This is a genomic window from Porphyromonas vaginalis (assembly GCF_958301595.1).
Classification (GTDB): domain Bacteria; phylum Bacteroidota; class Bacteroidia; order Bacteroidales; family Porphyromonadaceae; genus Porphyromonas; species Porphyromonas vaginalis.
The window spans coordinates 1,565,513-1,587,117 of record NZ_CATQJU010000001.1 but is presented as its reverse complement, the minus strand read 5'-3'; the positions used below and the strand labels follow the sequence as shown (position 1 = coordinate 1,587,117).

At 51.1% G+C, this 21,605-nt stretch carries 19 protein-coding genes and 1 tRNA gene; 10 read left to right on the top strand and 10 right to left on the bottom strand.

Annotation, left to right across the window (positions count from 1 at the left end; genetic code table 11):
- Positions 1–29 precede the first annotated feature (29 nt).
- The 6 genes from Q2J34_RS06200 (at position 30) to Q2J34_RS06175 (ending at position 4,532) form a co-directional block, all read left to right on the top strand.
- Positions 30–383: a hypothetical protein gene (locus Q2J34_RS06200; protein WP_300969559.1), complete on the top strand. Its 354-nt coding sequence runs from the start codon at positions 30–32 to the stop codon at positions 381–383.
- Positions 384–425: 42 nt separating this feature from the next.
- A tRNA-Leu gene (locus Q2J34_RS06195) sits at positions 426–509 on the top strand.
- A 128-nt stretch (positions 510–637) separates the two neighbouring features.
- Positions 638–928: a DciA family protein gene (locus Q2J34_RS06190; RefSeq protein ID WP_298887115.1), complete on the top strand. Its 291-nt coding sequence runs from the start codon at positions 638–640 to the stop codon at positions 926–928.
- On the top strand, positions 925–2,871 hold the full coding sequence (locus Q2J34_RS06185) for a glycoside hydrolase domain-containing protein (RefSeq protein WP_300969558.1): 1,947 nt from the start codon (positions 925–927) through the stop codon (positions 2,869–2,871). Before Q2J34_RS06190 ends, Q2J34_RS06185 begins: the two co-directional genes overlap by 4 nt.
- 95 nt (positions 2,872–2,966) lie before the next feature.
- On the top strand, positions 2,967–3,227 hold the full coding sequence (locus Q2J34_RS06180; RefSeq protein WP_298887121.1) for a DNA-binding protein: 261 nt from the start codon (positions 2,967–2,969) through the stop codon (positions 3,225–3,227).
- A gap of 120 nt (positions 3,228–3,347) precedes the next feature.
- Complete coding sequence (locus Q2J34_RS06175; RefSeq protein ID WP_298887124.1) at positions 3,348–4,532, top strand: universal stress protein; 1,185 nt, start codon at positions 3,348–3,350, stop codon at positions 4,530–4,532.
- Between the two features lie 283 nt (positions 4,533–4,815).
- Here the strand turns inward: Q2J34_RS06175 and Q2J34_RS06170 are convergent, their stop codons facing one another.
- On the bottom strand, positions 4,816–5,388 hold the full coding sequence (locus Q2J34_RS06170; protein ID WP_298887127.1) for a DUF4252 domain-containing protein: 573 nt from the start codon (positions 5,386–5,388) through the stop codon (positions 4,816–4,818).
- A 578-nt stretch (positions 5,389–5,966) separates the two neighbouring features.
- Between Q2J34_RS06170 and Q2J34_RS06165 the strand changes: the two genes are divergently transcribed.
- The gene (locus Q2J34_RS06165) at positions 5,967–8,540 is read left to right on the top strand and encodes an adenosylcobalamin-dependent ribonucleoside-diphosphate reductase (RefSeq protein WP_298887130.1); all 2,574 of its coding nucleotides are present in this window, start codon (positions 5,967–5,969) and stop codon (positions 8,538–8,540) included.
- Positions 8,541–8,686: 146 nt separating this feature from the next.
- On the opposite strand, the gene Q2J34_RS06160 is transcribed toward Q2J34_RS06165, so the two are convergent.
- The 9 genes from Q2J34_RS06160 to Q2J34_RS06120 form a co-directional block, all read right to left on the bottom strand.
- Positions 8,687–9,085 (bottom strand): OsmC family protein, encoded by a 399-nt coding sequence (locus Q2J34_RS06160; RefSeq protein ID WP_298887133.1) that lies wholly within the window; start codon positions 9,083–9,085, stop codon positions 8,687–8,689.
- Between the two features lie 40 nt (positions 9,086–9,125).
- Positions 9,126–10,136, bottom strand: a complete 1,011-nt coding sequence (locus tag Q2J34_RS06155; protein WP_298887136.1) for a tetratricopeptide repeat protein — start codon at positions 10,134–10,136, stop codon at positions 9,126–9,128.
- A 3-nt stretch (positions 10,137–10,139) separates the two neighbouring features.
- Positions 10,140–11,360 carry a class I SAM-dependent rRNA methyltransferase gene (locus Q2J34_RS06150; RefSeq protein WP_298887139.1) on the bottom strand — a complete coding sequence of 407 codons (1,221 nt, stop codon included), beginning with the start codon at positions 11,358–11,360 and terminating at the stop codon, positions 10,140–10,142.
- A 36-nt stretch (positions 11,361–11,396) separates the two neighbouring features.
- Positions 11,397–12,017 (bottom strand): 3'-5' exonuclease, encoded by a 621-nt coding sequence (locus Q2J34_RS06145; protein ID WP_298887142.1) that lies wholly within the window; start codon positions 12,015–12,017, stop codon positions 11,397–11,399.
- A gap of 17 nt (positions 12,018–12,034) precedes the next feature.
- Positions 12,035–12,604 (bottom strand): DUF5063 domain-containing protein, encoded by a 570-nt coding sequence (locus Q2J34_RS06140; protein WP_298887144.1) that lies wholly within the window; start codon positions 12,602–12,604, stop codon positions 12,035–12,037.
- Between the two features lie 22 nt (positions 12,605–12,626).
- Positions 12,627–13,643 carry an aspartate-semialdehyde dehydrogenase gene (locus tag Q2J34_RS06135; RefSeq protein WP_298887146.1) on the bottom strand — a complete coding sequence of 339 codons (1,017 nt, stop codon included), beginning with the start codon at positions 13,641–13,643 and terminating at the stop codon, positions 12,627–12,629.
- Positions 13,644–14,165: 522 nt separating this feature from the next.
- Entirely contained in the window at positions 14,166–15,422 is a 1,257-nt protein-coding gene (gene mobV / locus Q2J34_RS06130) for a MobV family relaxase (protein ID WP_300969557.1), read from the bottom strand.
- 334 nt (positions 15,423–15,756) lie between these two features.
- Complete coding sequence (locus Q2J34_RS06125; RefSeq protein ID WP_300969556.1) at positions 15,757–16,701, bottom strand: toprim domain-containing protein; 945 nt, start codon at positions 16,699–16,701, stop codon at positions 15,757–15,759.
- Positions 16,702–17,102: 401 nt separating this feature from the next.
- On the bottom strand, positions 17,103–18,293 hold the full coding sequence (locus Q2J34_RS06120) for a VapE domain-containing protein (RefSeq protein ID WP_300969555.1): 1,191 nt from the start codon (positions 18,291–18,293) through the stop codon (positions 17,103–17,105).
- A gap of 442 nt (positions 18,294–18,735) precedes the next feature.
- Between Q2J34_RS06120 and Q2J34_RS06115 the strand changes: the two genes are divergently transcribed.
- The 3 genes from Q2J34_RS06115 (at position 18,736) to Q2J34_RS06105 (ending at position 21,571) form a co-directional block, all read left to right on the top strand.
- Positions 18,736–19,014 (top strand): helix-turn-helix domain-containing protein, encoded by a 279-nt coding sequence (locus Q2J34_RS06115; RefSeq protein ID WP_025883633.1) that lies wholly within the window; start codon positions 18,736–18,738, stop codon positions 19,012–19,014.
- 5 nt (positions 19,015–19,019) lie between these two features.
- Complete coding sequence (locus tag Q2J34_RS06110; protein WP_025884450.1) at positions 19,020–19,307, top strand: helix-turn-helix domain-containing protein; 288 nt, start codon at positions 19,020–19,022, stop codon at positions 19,305–19,307.
- A gap of 383 nt (positions 19,308–19,690) precedes the next feature.
- Entirely contained in the window at positions 19,691–21,571 is a 1,881-nt protein-coding gene (locus tag Q2J34_RS06105; RefSeq protein ID WP_298889553.1) for an IS1634 family transposase, read from the top strand.
- Positions 21,572–21,605 lie beyond the last annotated feature (34 nt).

Sequence of the window (21,605 nt, the reverse complement as noted above, 5' to 3'; positions counted from 1 at the left end):
GTAACAAACGATACAAGCAGAGGAGCGGTATGAAGATCGTGCATAGTAGATGGATCCCCTTTAGGGGCTTCTCAGCGATCAACCTCTTCGGAGTTATCTTCGTTCGCAAGGATCTACCCAATAGGTATCAGTCAGACCCGCTTTGGCTGGAGACCATCGTACGTCACGAGCGTATCCACACCCGTCAGATGGTGGAGCTGCTGGTGATCCCGTTTTACCTCATATATATCATAGAGTGGTTGGTACGTTTCGCTATCTGTCGCGATGCAGAGCGTGCCTACCGCTCTATCTCTTTCGAGCAGGAGGCTTACGCCCATCAGGACGACCCTGAGTACCGCCAGCGAAGGAAGCCATACGCCTTCCTACGCTACTGGCGGTTCTAAATTCTTTTTTCGTACCTTTGCAATCGTCTAGCGAGAGACATCGCCCAGATGGCGGAATTGGTAGACGCGTCGGTCTCAAACACCGATGGGGTTAAACCTGTGCCGGTTCGATCCCGGCTCTGGGCACACAAACGAGAGCGAAGGCTAAGCGGTCATCTCAACCACTTAGCCTTCGCTCTCTAATTTCTAACCTCTAAAGTCTAATCTCTAGCTTTCTTCTTATATTTGCACTTAGCAAACGATAGACCACTCACATGCAGCGCAAAGATCCTAAGCCTCTAGGGGAAATCATATCAGCCTGGCTCTCCGAGAGTCCAGAGGTAGACCAAGGTCTCCTCGAGCTCAAGGCACTCCAATACCTGCGCACACGCTTCTACCCGCTCAGACGACAGATACGTGAGCTATCGATCTCAGACCACACACTGCAGATGCGCATCACCTCAGCTAGCCTGAGACAAGAGATACGACTCACGCAGCAGCAGCTCATAGAGCAGATCAATGCGCACCTACAGTACGACCTTATAGACGAAATCATAATCCGATGAAGCAGAGACTCGCTTACTCCTTTCACACGACCCGACAGTCGCTCCTGACCACATTACTGGTGCTCCCACTACTCCTCAGCACAGGTTGTAGCAAAGTCCGAGAGAGCGTCTTCAGCTCTGCCCCCCTCCTCGTAGACTATGTAGATGTGCATCAAGGCACATGGGATGCCGAGCATAGCGAGGAGATATTTCCCATCGTACAGCTCCCGCATAGCCTACTGCGCATCATTCCATTCAAGGAGAGCTTGCGGTCGGCTCGTATCAAGGGGTTACCACTCTACACGCCAGACATCGATGGCCGCCCGCTCTTCTACCTAATCCCCGAGAGTGCCCATACGAATCAAGACCCCTCGGGGAGGCTGAGCTTTGACTTTCAGGAGATCACCCCTTACAGCTACCACCTATACCTAGATGAACTACAGGTCAATGTGGACTTTTCGCTCACCTCTATGAGTGGTCTCTACGATCTCTCCTCACGTGATTACAACGGCAGTGACACGCATCAGCTCTCCTTATATATAGACCGCCGTGACTCGACTACGTGGGAGCAAGTGGCCGATGACGCCATCGCCGCTGAGGTCGCTTACGGCGGCACCTCTCCGACACGCATCTACCTCTACCTGCAGCTCAATACGAATATAGAGCAGATGACGAGTAGCATATCCCCCAGCGACACTACCTATGAGCGCCTCACCTTACAGCTACAGAAGCCAAACAAGCGAATCGTCGCCAAGTACGCCATATCGCTCATCAGTTGCGAGCAAGCTAAGCGAAACTTAACCACACAGATCCAGAGCTTCGAATACTCGCCACTGGTCAAGGCGGCACGCAACGAGTGGCAGAAGACGCTGCGCCGAGTGGAGGTCTCTGGCGGTACAGAGGTAAACATGCGTAAGTTTTACACTGCCCTGTACCGCTCGCACCTATGGCCCGTAAGCATCTCCGAAGATGGACAATACTACTCGCCTATCGATGACTCGGTGCATAGCGATGAGGGGATCACGCAGTACAGCCAAGATGACCTAAGATACACCTACGAGACCAACTACCCCCTACTGATGCTCCATGCGCCAGATATGATGGAGGAGATCATCGTGTCGTATCTACGTGCAGTACGAGACTCTGGCGGACGGCTTCTAGCGGCACTCGACCTAGGCAGTGTAGTCTACACGGATGAGTCGCCTCTCCTCTTCCTACTGACCGATGCTCTTGCCAAGGGGCTCCTCGACCAAGACATCAAGCAAGCCTTTGAAGCTCTACGCATAGCCATCGATGCCGACCCAGAGCGACGATCGGGCTACAAGCTCTGGTGTCTCTCACAGCTCGCCAATAGTATCGGCTACACCGCACTCGCCAGAGAGTACGCCGAGCTCAGCGACACCTACTCTCCAGAGCCAGGCCGGCTGACGGCACAGCAGGTCGCATCGATCCTAGAGCATCCCAGCGATGCTACTCCAGCACTACTACCAGAGGGGCAGATCAATATAGACAGTCTCTTCAGCAGTTCGCTACACTCGCTCAATGTAAACCCCGACCTCTTCGCCTTCCTCTTTACCTACAACCTGATGGGTCGTCCACACGATGCGCAGAAGTTCGTACGCCACACCATCGACTACTTCTTTGGGGTAGGCTCCTTCGGCTATCCTGGTCCTGACAACTATGGCTCTCTCAGTGCATCGCTCGTCTTTGCCATGATGGGCTTATATCCTGTAGCACCTGGCATCAATGGGTACTCGATCGTCGCGCCATCCTTCAACGAGATCAATATCAATATGGGTGGCGGGCGTCATCTCACCATCAAAGCTCAGGGAGCCTCTCAAGTCAATAAGTACATCTCAGACCTCACCATCGGAGGGCGACCTCGTACCGTCTACTGGGTCAAACACAGCCAGATAGCCAGCGGAGGAACCATCTCCATGTTTCTCTCCGATACTGACAATTGATACTTTCTTCTCGCACTACTTGCACATGTAGCAAAAATGTTGTAAGTTAGTAGCGGATTAAAGAAACACATACAAATCATTAAGTACATACAGTTATGGCAAAGGAAACAATCTCATTCAACGAACTGCGTCGCATCAAGGATAGCCTACCCGATGGCTCTATGCACAAGATCGCAGAGCAGCTAGGTCTCCGCGTAGATACTGTCAGAAACTACTTCGGAGGAGCCAACTACGAGGAGGGCCGTGGTGCAGGAGTGCACATCGAGGCAGGTCCCGATGGTGGGGTCGTGGTCATCGATGACAACACCATCCTCAATCAGGCACGTACCATCATAGGAGAGGAGCCTGTCCTCTAAGCAAGAAAAGCAGTCAGCAGTCAGTGGCCTACCAGTCACTGACTGCTCCTCTATGACCTTATCATCGGATTGTCGTGACTCATCGGCACTCCGCTTATATTCACCATTATCACTACATCTATGCCACAAGACAAAGACCAGTCCAAGCTGGTGACTGTAGCTATACACACCTACGAGAAGGCGCAGATACTCCAGAGCCTACTCCAAAGCCAAGGGATACCAGCTACACTACACAACGTAAATACAGTACAGCCTGTCTTCTCAACGGGCGTACGTGTGCGCATCGCAGAGCGTGACCTACCTCGGGCACTAGCCTATATAGAGGATCTCAAGTGGGATCTAGACGAGGCATACGATGTCCTACAGGAGAAGACAGAGCTAGCTAACGAATCGCCAGATACAGCTCACGTCGCTGCATACAAAGGATATGTCCTCATCCCTGTCGACTTCAGCAGCTATACGGACAAGATAGTCAAGCTGGGCTTTCACTTTGCAGCACGCCGCCAGCTACACGTACTACTCATGCACATATATACGGGTACGCTGCCACAGATGAACTTTCCCTATGGCGACTTCACGGCACTCCTACCTCAAATCCAAGCAGCTTCTCAACAAGAGGCAAAAAGAGCTGAGCAGCAGATGAACGAGCTGACCAAGGAGATCGATGCCAAGATGGCTGAGGGGACCCTCCCAGAGGTCACCTACCGCACCACCATCCGTGACGGCATACCAGCCGATGAGATACTACGCTACGCTAAGCGCAACCTCCCAGCCATCATCATCATGGGTACACGAGGCAAGACCGAAGATAGTGACTATATCGTCGGTAGTGTCGCAGCCGAGATCATTGATCGCGCACAGGCTCCCGTACTGGTCGTACCCGAGCGGGTCTCTATAGATGACCTCATGCAGGTCAAGCATGTAGGCGTAGCCACCAGTTTCGACCAGAGAGACTTGGTACTCTTTAATCAGATGATGCAGCTGATGGCTCCCCTAGAGCCTGAGTATAGACTCTTTAATGTGTCACGCTCTGAGGGCAAGTGGGGAGACGTACAGCTACAAGCTATACAAGAGTACAATAAGCAGCAGTACCCCAATGCGCATATCGAGTGGACCAAGCTTAGCGAGGGTGAGCTATATGCCGCTCTTGATAATTTCGTCACAGAGCATCAAATCGAGCTCATCGTGGTCAATACCTACAAGCGCCGTGTACTCGCCAAGCTCTTCAATCCGACGATGGCACGACGTATGCTCTTTCACGCAGGGACGCCTATCCTCGTGATGCACAGCAACTCATCACAATAGAGCACTCCTAGCTAAAAGATAAACAACTACAAGAAGAGCTCCGTAAGTCTGTGTGGACTTGCGGAGTTCTCTTTATATGGCGGGATCAGCCGCTACGCATTGGATACTGATGCAAAGTCAACAGTCTCACAATCTTGCTTGCAAGATTGTCTAGACTTTGCAGAAAGGATGAAGCGCAAGGCGCTGAGGGTGAGGCCTGAAGGGAGCATACCTACGTATGTGACCGAAGCCGAATCCCGAAAGCAACACAGCGATTCGCCTTTATGCAACAGTCTCGATTGGGTTACTTGTCTGAGGGAAAAGCTGAGGAGACGAGCTTCTGGATGTCCTTCGGAGTAAAGTCACCCGTCAGACCGACTACATAGTACTCATCTCCATCCTGGACAGAGATGAGTAGCTCTGGACACTTGCGCCAGCACCAGATGCCAGACTCTCGAGAGACGATCTGCACCTTGAGATTATCTTCTGATTGGTTGACCGTAAGCAGTGGCTTGATAGAGCGATGCAGTCCAGGTGTCAGCATCGGGGCAAACGCCTTCTGCAGCTTGTCGATAGTCTCAGGCGTTGAGGCGATGTATACGTCGAAAGACTTCAGCTTCTTGAGGAGCGTCTTGAGGCTAGCCATGACAGAGGAGTTACTATCTTCCTTGATCATCTTCGTGATACTCTCCATAGGGATCATATCCAGCATGTTTTCATTGAAGGAGAAGATCTGCACACCATCCGCAGCCGTGGGTAGCGCCTTGGCATCTACATACTTGAAGGAGCTAGTCTGTGCCATAGCACCTAGCGTTACGGTCAGCACCAGTAGCATAGCAACCAGTTTAGACAACAGGGGTAAAGAGATTCGTTTCATATAAGAATATCGGGTTGATAAATAATTAGTCTACAACTATTTCAGATCGTACCACAGCAGCATTGTCATAAGCCCTGTAGGCGTTACTATATGATAGACGAGCATGAGATAGAAATGTTGCAAAGGTTCCTAAAAATGCAACCACGAAGTGAAAAGGCTAAACTGTGAAGCTAAACCCTCTGTAGACGCTCGGGTGGATCCCCACGTGAGAAATCGATCACACGGCTGAGCTGGATCGAGATTATCTCGAGGGGAAGATCCAGATGCCCTAATGAAATGACTCTCTTGGGTCAGAGAGTCAACCATTTACACCAGCATTGTACAACTTCATACCGACGAAAGTTTTCAAAATGGTCAACTTGTCGATATACAACCTTTCCGTATACCGCTTTATATAAGACAGATACGATTTTATTTCGGACAACTTTTCAACAATCGATGTTTTTCCAGTTGATTTATTTGCCCACGTCAATTATTGGTTGTAATATTGCAAAGAATTTCGCGAAGTCAGATTTAGTCTCTCTATAATTTGACTTCTGAACAGACTTACTTTTCTAACCCTTCATACATTTATTCAAGTGAAGCAAAAGACATATTCCTTTGATGAGGCTTATCAAGCCACGTTAGAGTACTTCGGTGGTGACGAGCTGGCCGCCAAAGTGTGGGTGACCAAGTACGCCCTCAAGGACAGCTACGGCAACATCTACGAGCAGACCCCTCGTGACATGCATCAGCGCATAGCACGGGAGCTGGTCCGCATAGAGCACAACTACCCCAACCCGCTCTCTGAGAGTGAGCTGATAGATCTGATGGATCACTTCCGCTATATCGTGCCTCAGGGCAGCCCGATGACCGGCATTGGCAATAACTACCAGATCGCCTCCCTCTCAAACTGCTTTGTCATCGGCCTAGATGGTGAGCCAGACTCATATGGTGGCATCATCCGCATCGACGAGGAGCAGGTACAGCTGATGAAGCGCCGTGGTGGCGTGGGACACGACCTGTCGCACATCCGTCCTAAGGGTTCGCCCGTCAAGAACTCAGCCCTCACCTCTACGGGCTTGGTGCCCTTTATGGAGCGTTACTCCAACTCGACGCGTGAGGTAGCGCAAGATGGTCGTCGTGGTGCGCTCATGCTCACGGTATCGATCAATCACCCTGACAGCGAGTCCTTTATCGACGCTAAGATGACCGAGGGTAAGGTGACAGGTGCCAACGTCTCAGTACGCATCGACGATGCCTTTATGCAGGCAGTCGTGGAGGACAAAGAGTATGTACAGACCTATCCTATACACTCGAAGGAGCCTAAGTTCACCCGCACCATTCAGGCACGCCAGCTGTGGGACAAGATCATCTACAACGCTTGGCGGAGTGCTGAGCCTGGAGTGCTCTTTTGGGACACGATCATCCGTGAGTCTGTGCCCGACTGCTACGCTGATCTAGGCTTCAAGACTATCTCGACCAACCCTTGCGGTGAGATACCTCTCTGCCCGTACGATAGTTGCCGTCTGCTGGCGATCAACCTCTACAGCTACGTGCGCAACCCCTTTACGGCAGAGGCTTCGTTTGACTTTGATCTCTTCCGTGAGCATGTTGCTAAGGCTCTCCGCATCATGGACGACATCATTGACCTAGAGGCGGAGAAGATCGATGCGATCCTCATGAAGATCGCCTCAGACACAGAGACCGAAGAGGTCAAAGCAGCGGAGCGTGAGCTATGGCGCAAGATCAAGCGCAAGACCCTCCTCGGACGTCGTACGGGCGTCGGCATCACGGCCGAGGGCGATATGCTCGCAGCTATGGGCATGCGCTACGGTTCGGACGAGGCTATCAGCTTTGCAGAGGAGGTGCAGAAGACGCTCTGTCTATCAGCCTATGCAAGTTCAGTAGAGCTGGCTAAGGAGCGCGGAGCCTTTGACCTCTATGACACAGAGCGTGAGAAGGACAACCCCTTTATCCAGCGCGTTGCCAAGGCTGATCCGAAGCTCTATGAGGAGATGAAGAAGTTCGGCCGTCGTAATATAGCGATGCTGACCATCGCTCCTACGGGTTCGACGAGCCTTATGACGCAGACTTCGTCAGGTATCGAGCCGGTCTTCATGCCTGTCTACAAGCGCAGACGCAAGGTCAATCCTAATGACAAGAACGTCAAGGTGGACTACACCGACGAGACGGGCGACACCTTTGAGGAGTACACGGTCTACCACCACAACTTCCTCACCTGGATGAAGACCAACGGCTACGACTCCGAGAAGAACTATTCGCACGAAGAGCTACAAGAGCTGGTCGCTAAGTCGCCCTATCACAAGGCTACCGCCAACGATGTGGACTGGGTCGCCAAAGTCAAGATGCAGGGTCGCATACAGCAATGGGTGGATCACAGCATTAGCGTGACGATCAACCTCCCCTCGGACATCTCTCAGGAGATGGTGGCTACGCTTTACATTGAGGCGTGGAAGGCTGGCTGCAAGGGCTGCACCGTATACCGTGAGGGCTCTCGCTCAGGTGTGCTCATCTCGGAGGAGCAGCAGAAGAAAGAGAAGCAAGCCAAGGCTGAGCAAGAGGCCGCTGCGGAGATCCCCGTAGAGCCTACATCTATGCCTCAGGCTGTACACAAGCGTCCCAAGGTTCTAGAGGCTGACATCGTACGCTTCCAAAACAATAAGGAGAAGTGGATCGCCTTCGTCGGTTTGCTCGACGGTAAGCCTTACGAGGTCTTCACAGGTATCGCAGACGATGACGAGGGTATCATGCTCCCCAAGAGCGTGACGAAGGGTAAGATCATCCGCAGCTACGACGAGGATGGCACGAAGCACTACGACTTCCAGTTTCACAACAAGCGTGGCTTCAAGACCACGGTAGAGGGTCTAGACACGAAGTTCAACCCCGAGTACTGGAACTACGCCAAGCTCATCTCAGGCGTCCTCCGCTACCAGATGCCGATAGACCAGGTCATCAACCTTGTCCAGGGCATGGAGCTCAACGATGAGAGCATCAACACCTGGAAGAACGGTGTGGCTCGCGCTCTCAAGAGCTACCTTCCTAGCGGTACAGCCGTATCTGCCGCCTGCTCTAACTGCGGACAGCACACGCTGGTCTATCAGGAGGGTTGCCTCATCTGCACCAACTGCGGCTCCTCAAAGTGTGGCTAGCCAGAAGAAGCTAAGAGCTAGCTTGAGGGGTGCTTAACAAGCTTCCCGAGCTAACCGCTCTAAACGTCAAAACCCCACCATTGTGAGTGTACAATGGTGGGGTTTTGCTTTGTATTGCTGTGGCTTTCTCTAGAAGAAAGTGCGCCTTATAGTCGCTCGATGCGATGGGTGAAAGGGACGCCAGCACGGTGGAAGAGTCGCCCTACGGGGCAGACCTTCTCTGTCAGCTCGAGGCACTTCTCCAGCTCCTGATCCGTGGCGGTCGTCTTGACTCGTAGCGTGTAGTCGATCGCGTCCATCTCGCCCTCTGTCGTTTTCGCTTCTAGATCTATCTCTAGATGCTCGATGGTAAGACGCTTCTTCTCAGCCATCGTAGTAAAGATCGTTGCGATGCAACCATTGAGCGACATGGCGAGGAGCTCGAAGGCAGTAGGTCCTTGTGCCGTACCGCCAGAGGCGACTGGGAGGTCTACCGTTACGCTACTTCCTCGTTGATTATCGATTTGCGAGAGATAAGCTCCCTGCTTGACTAAGTGCGTTTTCATATTCGTTTGTTCGTTTATTAAAGTGAGACTTCCTAGGGACTCAAAAGAGCATCTGCTCCTCAGCGACATACTCCGAGAGCGACTCACGAAGCATACCGATGTAGCGTCCACTAGCGTCGTAATGATGTCTATAGAGTAGCTGATTCGCCAGAAAGACACCGCCCTGCGCTGCCTGGCACAAGTAGCGGATAGCCTCCGTACGGCAATCGGGTTGTAGCGGATCTGTCAGGAGCATCCGCCCTATCTCATAGCACGCCTCGGGGATCCCCGCCTCAGCGGCTCGCTCCCACAAGGAGACGACACGAGAGCTATAGCAGTCTCCATCTTGATGATACCACAGCTTGCCTAGCAGGTAACACGCTTCGGGAGCATCTTGCCTAAAGGCTGCCGTGAGCCAGTACTCCACCCGATCCATCTGGACGAAGAGCCCACCCTGCGCATAAGCCCTAGCAAGTGCTATCTGCGCCTCCACAAGCCCCGCTTCGGCAGCCGTCTCTAGATGATAGAGATACTGCTCGTGACTACGCAGCACGCCCAAGCCACGCTGATACATTTGCGCTAAGAGGAGATGAGACTTCGGATGCCCTAGCTGTATAGCCATGCGCAGGCAGTCGCTCGCCTCTCGGTAGTTCTTCCTCAGTCCCGTCTGCGGGCTTGTCAAGTGTAGTGCCAGAGCATAGAGATCCTCCACATTTCCCCGCAATGCGACCCTCTGGCGCAGGTAGCGTCTCAGACAGGTTTGCGCAACCCTGTCAGCATGCGACTGATAGAGCTTAACAAGGTAGTCGATCGCTGGGAGCGAGTCGTGACGAGCCGCACGGTGTAGCCAGTGTAGTCCCTCTGTCTGAAGGTACTTAAGATTGTCAGTTGGGGTCTCTAGCTCTTTCTGCAGAAGGCTATAAAGCTTGCCTGAGCGTCTTGTGTCAACGACTAGCGTGAGCTGTTGCGTCATCAAGGCAAAGAGCTGCTCGCAGTCGATACCACCAGCCACGGCACTGGTCGTCTGTGGCGATAGTAGGTCTGAGGTAGGCTCTTTGGGCTTAGAGGGCATGGATCAAGAGACATAGAGGAGCAGCCCCTTGAGATACTCCCCCTCTGGGTAAAAGATGTTGATCGGATGACAGGGACTCTGTCCCAAACGCTTGAGGATGCGCACCTCTCGTCCCGCAAGTGTGGCAGCCGTCATCACTGCTAGGGTAAACTCCTCCATCGTGACGGCTTGCGAGCAGCTAAATGTGAAGAGCAGTCCACCACGAGCGATTGCTCTGAGTGCTAATTCGTTTAATCGGCGATACCCGCCCAAACCTTGCTGCTTATGGTTGCGCTGCTTGACAAAGGCAGGTGGATCCAGGACGATCAGATCGTAGGCTCCCGTCTCGATCGCAGATAGGTAGTCGAAAGCATCAGCCACGACCGCCTCGTGTCTCTGGAGCGTCGCTGAGTCAGAAGAGAAGTTGATCGCGACACTCTCCTCGCAGAGTGATATAGCTCGTGCAGAGCTATCTATTGAGACGACACGCTGAGCCCCCCCTCCGAGCGCATAGACGGAGAAGCCCCCTGAGTAGCAGCAGATGTTGAGGACGTTGCGACCCCGAGCGTACGACTCGACAAGACGTCTGTTGTCACGCTGATCCACGAAGAAGCCGGTCTTCTGCCCCCGCTCCCAGTCTGGCAAGAAGCTGTAACCGTACTCCTGCACCGTCCGATCGTACTCTGCCGAGGGTGCCTTGCCTAGGTAGCCATTTGGCATAATCCAGTCGCTAGGTGTCTGCGCTGGGAGCGTCTCGACAGATTTGTCGTAGACGTAGTGCACGCCTAGCTCGGGTAGCTCGCACAGCACCTCAGCGATCAACTGACGTAGCGGGTAGAGACTCAGCGCATGTATCTGTATCACAGCCACCTCTCGGTAGATGTCAATGACTAGTCCAGGTATGAAATCGCTCTCGCCATAACACAAGCGCCAGCAGTCTGTCTGCCTACCATCTTGGCTCTGGAGGAGCGTCTTGCGAAGCTGATGCGCTTGGCTTAGGCGTGTGGTAAAGAATGTGCGCCACTCCCCTATCTCCTCCTCGCCAAAGGTCAGCATGCGGACGGCTATCGTCCCGCCCTCGTAGACTCCCTGCCCCAATTGCTGCGAGCCATCGTGGTTGAAGATAGTCACTGTCGATCCTAGTGGTATGCTCTCCTTGGTGCGCTGCAGTGCGCCCGAAAAGACCCATGGATGATGTCGGAGGAGTGGCTCCTCACGGTGAGGCTTGAGGTATAACTGGTACATAGGGGTGGTGGTAGGTGTAGCTCTTGTGGTTAAGTCTTAGGAAGGCTGCTCAGGGCATAGCCCGAAGTGGTGCAGCAGTGGCATCGGCTCCGACTCTAGACGATGATAGATGCGGAGACAAGCGTATGCGTCGAGTGCTGCGTAGCTCTGCTGTGCAGGCGTTAGCGTAGCCGCCTCCCAATTGGTCAGCTGGGCTCGCTTGCTAATCTTCTCCCCGAAGAGTATCGCATAGATCTTCTGCAGACCCAAGTCATGGATGCCGTAGGCGGGGGTAAGTCGCTGCAGGTCTACGAAGCCTTGTGGATGTAACTCTGGCGAAAACCTCCTCAGCTGTCTCCGATCCCCGCAAAGGTCTAGCCCCACCTTGAGTATGTCTTCACGCTCTAGTAGTCCTTGTAGCCGAGGCGGAATGCCTATTTTGTTGATTCTAAAGAGGTAGCAGCAACTCTCGCTCGATAGCTGAACAAGTGCTACAGACTGACGCTCATACTTCTTAAAGACAGGCTTAGACTCCGTGTCCATACCGATTATAGCACATTGCTCTAGAGCTGCTACGGCAGACTCCACTTGCGGGAGAGAGTCCACGACAACGATTTCACCAGTGAAGGTCGCTTTGTCTAGTTTGCCTATCTCCTCTTTAGTAATTGATGACAGCACGATTGTTTACTCTATTATTATTGTATGCTTTCTGTAGCCCAGTGGTCAGCGTCCTCCTCCAGCCCCTCGGCATGCTTGTGATAGTGCAGCACACGCAGGGCGGATAGGAGCGCATCACCCAGGTATGTGTCAAAAGCGTATTGCAGTATCGAGAGCGTCGCAACGAGTAGCTCGCCAGCATCCTCTCGAAGCACCAGCAGTGGCGTACCCAGCTCACGGTAGATCAGTACCAAGAGGCGTGAGAGTCGCTCCGGCTGTAGCTCGCCATCTTGTGTTATACCCACTGGGTAGTGGAGGAAGAGATCTAGCTCCTCGCCCAGTAGCGCACGCACCTGCTCCTCGTAGTAGCTCACCGTCTCATCTGAGATCACCTGCGTGTAGCCCGTGAGCCAATCCTCCAGCTCCTCCGTAGAGGTCGCTGGCATCTGCGATAAGTAGCTAAAGATCTCTGGGAGGTAGCCGTACGTGCGCTGTACAAAGTCCGCCCGACTATACTCGGACGCATGCTCTATGAGCGCGCAGTAGTCCTTGCACAGCGTGAGAAAGGCGACTAGCTCCTGCGGATTGCTCTCGCTCGTTTGCTCCATGTTCACTCTAATGAATCAAGGCTTACTTAGCAAAAGTGCCCTCCTGAATCAGGTACTCAGCAATCTGAATAGCATTGAGCGCAGCGCCCTTCATGATCTGGTCAGCCACGCACCAGAAGGTGACACAGCCTGGCTCGGCGAGGTCAGCCCTCAGACGTCCCACATAGACTGGCTCCTGCATAGAGCAGTGTAGAGGCATCGGATAGCTACGCTTGGCGGGGTCATCCATCAGGAGTAGTCCCTTCTGCTTTGACATTGCTTCGCGCACCTCTTCGACCGTAAGCGGATCAGCGCACTTCACCCAGATAGCCTCGCTGTGAGCACGCAGCACGGGGACGCGTACGCAGGTAGCACTGACGCGTATCTGATCGTCGTGCAGGATCTTGCAGGTCTCATTGTACATCTTCATCTCCTCCTTTGTGTAGTCATTGTCCGTAAAGACGTCGATCTGCGGAATGAGGTTATATAGGAGTTGATTGCCAAAAGCCTTCGTCTGTAGTGGCTTGCCCAACGCTTGGTCACGCACCTGCCCCTCCAGCTCTAGCATCGCATCGTGACCCGCACCGCTAGCAGCCTGGTAGGTAGCCACATGGACACGCTCTATCGGGCTCAGCGCGTGGATCGGAGCCAGTGCCACGATCATCTGGATCGTGCTGCAGTTCGGGTTGGCGATGATCCGCTTGGCAGGGTTTAGCGCATCAGCTCCATTGACCTCAGGCACGACGAGAGGTACATCAGGGTCCATACGGAAGGCACTCGAATTGTCGATCATCAGAGCACCATGCTTCGTGATCGTACTGGCGAAGTCTAGAGCCGTCTGCCCTCCAGCAGAGACAAAAGCGATGTCGATGTCCTTAAAGTCATCGTTTTGGGCTAGGAGCTTTATCTTGTATTCCTTACCACGGAAAGTAATCTCACTGCCAGCACTGCGAGACGAGCCAAAGAGTCGTAGCTCATCAATCGGGAAGTCTCGATGCTCTAAGAGACGTAGGAACTCACGCCCCACAGCTCCACTGGCACCTACTATAGCTATCTTCATATTATTATCGTTCTGTAAAGTCAGAAATTAAGGTCTATACGATCGTAAGCTCAGAGAGTTGTCTCCAGCTCCAATGCAAAAGTACCCAATCTACACCAATCGGCAAAAAGTAACCCACCACACAATTCAGCAAATCACTAAAGTGCAACTTATAGGGACGCCATCCTGCTAACTGCTATCTGTGAGTCACCATCGAGTACACCCCTCCTCCACAATGTCCGTATCGTGCTGAGTAGATTACACATACGAGTTCCAAAAAGAGTTCCTCCGTATTTTTTGGTTTCGGGCTATCTGGCTGAGAAGTAAGAGGTTACCGTTTGGAGAAGTGTGGATAGGTAACGATTTAGAAATGAGCGGAGTGCTTTGAAGTACATCGTTTTGGATAGCCAAAGAACGCTCATTATTATCACTTGCAAAGGTAGTGATTCGTGGGAGAAAGTGAGTGTTCTTGCGTGATTTTCTTCTTAAAAGTTTAGTCGGGACTCAAACATTACAATGAAAGGGAAAGGAGATGTCTTATCTCTACAGTCGTTGCGAGCGATTACGATTGACAAGCTGTTTCCATTTCTGTTCGCACCAATCTGAAACAGATAGTCCATTGATGGTAAGAATAGGCTGACGCTTCTCGTTGGTTATAATGCGTAGCTCCGCATTTTCTTCCGTGAAGTTTCGTTTGTACATTCCCGAATATGCCGTAGCCGTACCACGGACTGTCTCTCGATCTTTGTGCATCTTGACCACCGTATCATCATCAAAGCCCATTTTGCGGAGCATCAGACGGATATTGAGTAAGAGGTAGAAGCTGTGAAAGAAGCGTTTGATAAAACTCCGCTCCTCCTCGTACACCTTGATTTCTCGGTGTTGTTCAGAGATAGTCTTGTCCTTATCTCTAATGGTGTCCTGCAGGAGAATGACCTCCTTGCGGATTTCGGCTTTCTCCTTCTCCGAAAGATGTTGTTGCCGCTCGACTTCCTGTTCCAACTCTTCGATGTGCTGTTCAGCCTTGTCAAGCTCAGAATTCCCAAAGAGCGAGTAGAGCGTACCTTTTACTCGGAGCTTGCCCGCCTGCTTTTCCAACTCTCTGACTTTTTGAATTAGTTCTTCCTCCTCAAGTTGTTTCTGCTTGGTCTCTTTGAGGAGCTCTTTGTAATACTCCATATTAGTACGATGCTTTGCTTCAGATCCTTGTACCCCTCTACTCAGCCCAAATGGTCGCATTTGCTCTGCGTAGGAGGTTTGATACTCCTCAAGCTTTTTGGGTGTAAGCAGATCATCAGCACAGAGCCGTATCTTGTTTTTCTTTGTCTTGTACTTTCGCTTGCCATTCTCAGCTTCCTGTCTGGCTTTTCTCCTTTCTCCCGTGACAATCGGGACAACTGTCGCATGTATGTGCGGGGTCTCTTCATCGGCATGAAGTGTGGCTGCTACCACGTTTGCCTTGCCAAAGGTGGTATAAAGCCACTGCATCGTACTGTGGCACCACTCCTCTAAGCGTCCTTCGCTTTCAAGTTGAAGCATATCTTCGTGTGATCCAGATAGGATGAAACGAAGTGCTTTAACTTGATTGTCCGCAACCTTTCGGTAGATACCAGCCGTTGCTATGCGATGTGCAATAGCTTCTGTACGGTTGGTGACATTTGCGGGGAATTGCACCAAGTCTCGATTGAGGTGCGTGCGAGAGGCATCGACATTGTTCGGCACGAATGTTCGCTCGATGTGGGCACTCATTGCCGAGTCGTTGCCCCGAGCCTTGTCTATGTGTAATACTGCGTAGCCCATAAGTTGAATATAGTTTTAGGGGGTATCCAAAGGGGCTGTAACCCCTTGGCTCAGGAGGGCTTTTTTAGCGGTAACGGAGTGGAGCGTGAAGAAAATGCCCTAATGAGCTATGGCATTTCTCCAAATGCCCGCTCCGCCCTGTCCCGCAGCTTGCCTTTGAAGTGCTCGCATTCTCTGAATGCACTGAGTCTTTGTTTCTAAGTTTGCCCCTGCAAACTTGCAACTCCGAGGGAGTGCCATAACTCTTGAAACAAAGGCTCCCATCTATACGCTTTACAGCTCTAGTCTCTTCGAATACCCGATGGTTCCGTTGTTGAAATTTCTCTCTTTTGCGTTATCGTCTAAGCCCCTTTTTACGAGGGACTATTTTCTGTTTCTGCGCTTCTCGTTGCGCCACAAGATACTCGTTGAGGTCTTTGTATCGGACATAGTGCCTGCTCATATCCTCTACGGTCACACCTGATGATTGGATAGTAAGGAGTGCTTGTCGTCCTACTGGGTCATTATCGAGGAACGCTCGAACGGAGTTAATGTCTTGCTCATGGAGATAGGCGATGGCTCGCGAAATATTGCTGACCGAGTTCAATACAAGGCAAGGAGCCGTTTCTTTTCCATTTATCGTAAGAAGGGAAAGGAAATCCATAAAGCCTTCAAAGATGCAGAGAGGGGCGTTCTCCTCTCGTCCTGCAATCACAGATATATCCTTTGGAGCAATAGTCCCCTTGAATGCTCTGTCATCTCGAAGCTCATATCCACCAGAACGATTGGGAAATCCGATGGCGGAGTATTCTTGTCCTCCTACTTCGTAGTGGATGTGACGGAGATAAGCACTTGCCGCTGCAAGATCTATCTTGCGAACCTCTTGAAGATAGCGTTGCAGATGTGAGGGCAACTCATCGCTGATGGAGAGGATATGCCTTCTATTATTTGCTCTCGGCTCATCTCTTCTGTGCTCTATGAGAGCTTCACGGTGAAAGGAAGAGGGTGCAACTATTGTCTCTCGCTTTCCAGCAAGATGCTTCATTGCTTCATAAGCACTACACCCTTGCATACGCATCACAAGGTCTATGATGCTTCCGCCTTGACCTGTGCCGTAGTCGTGCCACAAGTTCTCCCGAAAGTCTACCTTCATACTAGCATTGAAGTCTTCTCGGTAGGGTGCATGATAAAGGGCATAGCCGTTGTACCGCTTGGCAGGTTCGACACCATAGGTGGTATGCAGATAGTCGGCTATTGGTATTGCCTTAAGGTGTTGTAGATCGTAATACTCGTTGTTCATTGTTGTTGTCTTTGGATTTGGATTGTTCGTATTCATTGTTCACGGGTTCTTCATATTCTTTCTTTGCAGTCTCATCGCATGTTCTGTTTTCTTGATTTTCTCTTTTTGGAGTTTTCCCCTTTTTATCTTACTACCTTTCTACACTAGGATAAGTCGTTGACAGTGAAAGAGAAAAGTGTAACACTTTGTCGGGGCTTATCCTACTACACCATCTGTCTACACCACTGGTTCTCTATCCAGCTGTAGAAGCGTAGAAGGATTGTAGTAAGCTATGTCGTAAGATGAATGTCTTCTGTAATCCTTTCTCTTTCACTGTATTATCCTTAGTTGTAGTAACGTAGTAAGGAGAATAGGAAAGAAAAGAGAAAGGGGTATTACAAAGGGAGTGCAACAACAGAGTGCTATGGCGGTTGCTCGGGGCAAATCTTACGGACGGCATAGACATATACGGGATTGCCATTTATCCTGCGACACTCTCTCATATAGCCCACCTTTCGCAACGCTTCTCCCATCCGTTTGGGAGAGAGGGGTTGTCGGGTATAGCAGGAGAGATACCCTACAATCTCCGAATTGGTCATATAGAAGCGTTTCGTAGCCATCTCAGCTTCCGAGGGAAATGTGAAGTAGCGGAGCAACAGCTCCATCTCTGTCGTATAGACTTGGAAGGCTTCGCTGTTTCTATGCAACTCGACAATCTCTTCATCATTGAACCAATAGCGAAAGCCTTCATGCAGGAGCCCTTTAGCGTCTCTGTAAACAGCATCCATCGGGATCGCTTTAGCACTGTCTATATCTATCGCCAGAACTTCAAAGGGGAGGAAGCGTCTGCTCCCTGTCGGGTCGGTGAGGAAGTCGTTGCCATTGACCGATGCCACGAAGCTTGCCAAGTGGGGGCGCTCCTCAATGTGCTTCTCGTAAGGCATACGGTACTTCACCTGCGGACAGGTTATCAGGTTCTTCAGTTCGTTTTCATCTCGCTTGTTGAGGGCTTTGAGTTGGTCGTCAATGTTGATGATGAGGTTTTGCCCGATAAGGCTCAGCACATCTTTCTCCTGCGGATATATCTTTCCTGTATAGCGGTAGTCGGATAGAGCTGGTGGGCAGAGCAGGTCTAGAAAGGTCGTTTTGAACTTGCCTTGCTCTCCTGTCAGAACAAGGCAGGTGTGATTGCGACACTGCTTGTCGTCCATAGCATTGGCTACTACGGCCACGAGCCACTTGGTAAGGTATTCCTCCCATTTCTCAGAATTGGTTACTCGCACGCAGTCGGCAAGAGCTGTGATAGCTTCCGCATTACCTTTCGTCAGCGGTAAGGCTCGGAAATAGTCTTGCACGGGATTGATACGTGTGGAGAAATCGCTCTCAATAATGCTGTACAGATTATCTGTGGAGGTCTGTATGTTGGCCTCCTTGTCCAAGGCTCGCTTGAGGGTGTTGATACGATAGCGGTCTACGGCGGTGTAATCGCCTGTTCCTCGTGGACGATACTCCGCTCGGTGTAATACGGTGTTGTACCGAAACTCGTACTGAGCGGAAAGATACGCTTCTATTTGGTCGTTTTTGGAGGGGCTATCCTTTTCTTCTAGCTTCATTGTGCGGATTGCTTTGTATTACATTGTTTTGATGATTAGCTCCTTTTCGAGAGCTAAAGCCAAGTTAGAAGAGTTTTTTCGCAAGAAGCACAAGGACGGTTTTCTTGCTTCAGAGTGCATCGCTTTTCTCAGACACGACACAACGAAAAGCCCCTTTTCACAATCCAATTGGAGGAAAAGAGGCTCTATGAGTGTGCAAATAGCACTAACGAAAAGTGTGTCGTTTGCTATGGGGTGCGTTGCTTTACTTCGATGGTTTGAAGTGACTACTTGGACTAGTGACGCAATGGGATAAAGTATGGACAATCATACAGCGGTCAAGAGCTACTCTTCCTAATATTTCCTCGTATATCCCGCTGTCTCTGCGCTTAAAGGAATAGAGAAAGAGCCTGCTTACTTTTGCGTCAGAAAGTAATAACAACGCAAATAACACAACAACAAAATGAGATTTACTGCCATTGACACCTCCGCTTGGGAGGAACTGAAAGAGTGCATCGAGGAGCTGACAAAGAGTTTCAATGAACATTTTGCGCCACCAGCTCAATTCCCTGACTTATTACACAATGGGGATGTATGCCGAATACTGAACATCAGTAAGCGAACATTGCAGCACTATCGGGACTCGTCCGTGCTACCCTTTATCCAAATCGGACATAAGTGCTATTACAAGCGAGAGGATGTGGAAGCTCTCCTCGCCAACTCTAACACTCGTAAAGGCTAACGACTATGGAGTACGAAACGATCAATAAAGAAACACCAGAGATGAAACAACTCATCTCTGGCATTAAAGGTTTGACGAATCGAGTGAGAAGTATCGCTCAAACTCATCGTCCTCTTTTTGAAGGTGAAATCTATCTCACAGGAAGGGAGGTTTGCGAGAGATTGTTCCTTTCCCCTCGCACCCTGCAAGACTATCGGGATAAAAACATCATCCCTTACACACAAATCGCAGGGAAGATTCTCTATCGCCTCTCAGACATCAACAGAATACTGAGTGAGAACTATAGAAGATAAAAGCCCCCCGAAAGTTTAAGAAAACTTTCGGGGGCTTTTGTCATTTCATAGATTATCGCTATCGAATGAAAGATCTATTCTTGATTTGAAGACCCTCTATTATTTGAATTGTCTGCTTATCAAGCAAAAGGACTAAAAAGCAATTGAGCAAGCCAGAAGAGGAAAGTATCCTCTCTGACCTGCTCAATGAGCTAAAAAAGCTGTCCTATAGCCTATCCTATCCCAAGTTTCACGGCAAAAACGAGTTTCGGGGCGTTTTGCCCCGAAACTTGAAGAGGCGAGAGTCGTAACTAGCTGTGTGTCAAAGATAGCTCTTCGGTGAGCGGTGCTGATTCCGATTTGTAGGACACTTTTGGTTGAAATATTTGTCGTTACTTTGCGCCATGCACGCAAATGTTCAAACCCGTTTCAACCCAGCTATCGGCGAGAAGGCTCCTTATTATCGACTGAAGGAGTCTTACCGTGATGTGCGTGAAAATGTCCATTCGCTGATCCTGCTCAACGTCGGCTTCGACCCCTCCATCGATGCCCTGCAGGCTAAGAAGATAGCGCGTGCACTGACGAATAGGTTTGAGAATCGCCACACCAAAGCACTCTTCAGCGAACGACTCAATGGGTTGACTGAGCACGAACAAGCTAAGGCTGACGAATGGTGGAATAGGATGATTCAGGAAGGCGGGATAGACCGCTTTGACAAGCGGGAGCAGGCTGCTCGCAAGGAGGCGGAGCACTACATTGACCTGGACACCGCCAAGCACACCGATGCCCGTAATGTGGGAGCTGAGTGGCTCTGCAAGCAAACGATCGATAAGCTAGAGCTGGAGCGCTTTTTGAAGCATCAAGGTTGGTCGGAGCAGGCCATCCATACGGCTCTCTCGGCACTGATCGTTCGTACCGTCTACGCCACTTCTGAGTATGCCTCATACTTCACCATGCGGGACAATTCGGCGGCGGCTGAGCTCTACTCAGGTCGCCCCGATTGGCTCCCAGTCAGGAATGCGCTCTACACGATTACCGACCAACTCTTTGCCCTCAAGGAGCAACTCGAGCAGCATCTCTGCATGATGACCGACCACCTCTTTAATATAGACAATAAGCTGATGCTGTTTGACTTGACGAACTTCTATTTTGAGGGGAGCAAGCGCAATAGCCAGAAGAGCAAGTTTGGTCGCTCCAAGGAAAAACGCTCCGATTGCAAGCTCCTTGTCTTGGCACTGTGCATCAACAAAGAGGGGTTCATTCGCTACTCTTCGATCCTCGAGGGCAATACGGCTGACCCGAAGTCTTTGCCCGACATGATTGAGAGTTTGGCTCAGAAAAGCCCTGCCAGAAAGGAAAAGACGCTGATCGTCATGGACGCGGGCATTGCCACAGAGGAGAACCTAACGAAGATCAAGGCTAAGGGCTACAACTACCTCTGCGTCTCGCGTACGAGACTGAAGGAGTACACCCTCCGAGAGGATCACAAGAGTGTCATCGTGCAGGACTCCAGCAAGCGAGAAATCAAGCTTCGTGAGGTGCACACAGCTCCCGATGAGGACTATTTCCTAGAGATTACCTCCCCCTCGAAAGCGATGACCGAAGCTTCTATGAATAGGCAGTGGCGCAGTCGTTTTGAAGCTGAACTGGTCAAGATAAACGAGGCGATCAAGAAGAAGGGCGGCACGAAGAAGTACGAGAAAGTTGTGGAACGAACAGGCAGAGCCATAGAGCGTTATCCGTCGATCGCACGCTACTACGAGATAGGCTACATCCGCAGTGAGGAGAAGCCCTTAGAGATGCAAGAGGTGGCTTGGAAGATCAAAGACCTCTCCAAGGTGGAGGGCGGTCACGGCGTCTACTTCCTGCGCACCAACGTCCGTACACTAGACGAGCGCACCACTTGGGACTACTACAACTTGATCCGAGAAATCGAGTGCACGAATCGTCAGCTCAAGACGGACCTACACTTGCGCCCGCTCTTTCATCAGACGGATCAACGCAGCGATGCTCATCTTTTCTTTGGTCTGCTCGCTTATTGGGTTGTCAACACCATACGCTGTGGACTCAAGGCGCAGGGCGAGAATTGCTACTGGCGGGAGATCGTCCGACGTATGTCTACACAGAAGTTGGTCACCACCGAGGGCGTCAACCCGCTGGGCGAAAAAGTCGAAATGCGACAATGTAGCAAGCCCTCAAAACAAGCGACCGAGATCTACCAAAAGCTAGGCTTACGAGAAGCCCCCTTCAGGAAAATCAAAATCTGTAGGACACAAAGTCCATAACCGAAACGCTCCCGCCCGCACCTAGCAACCATTA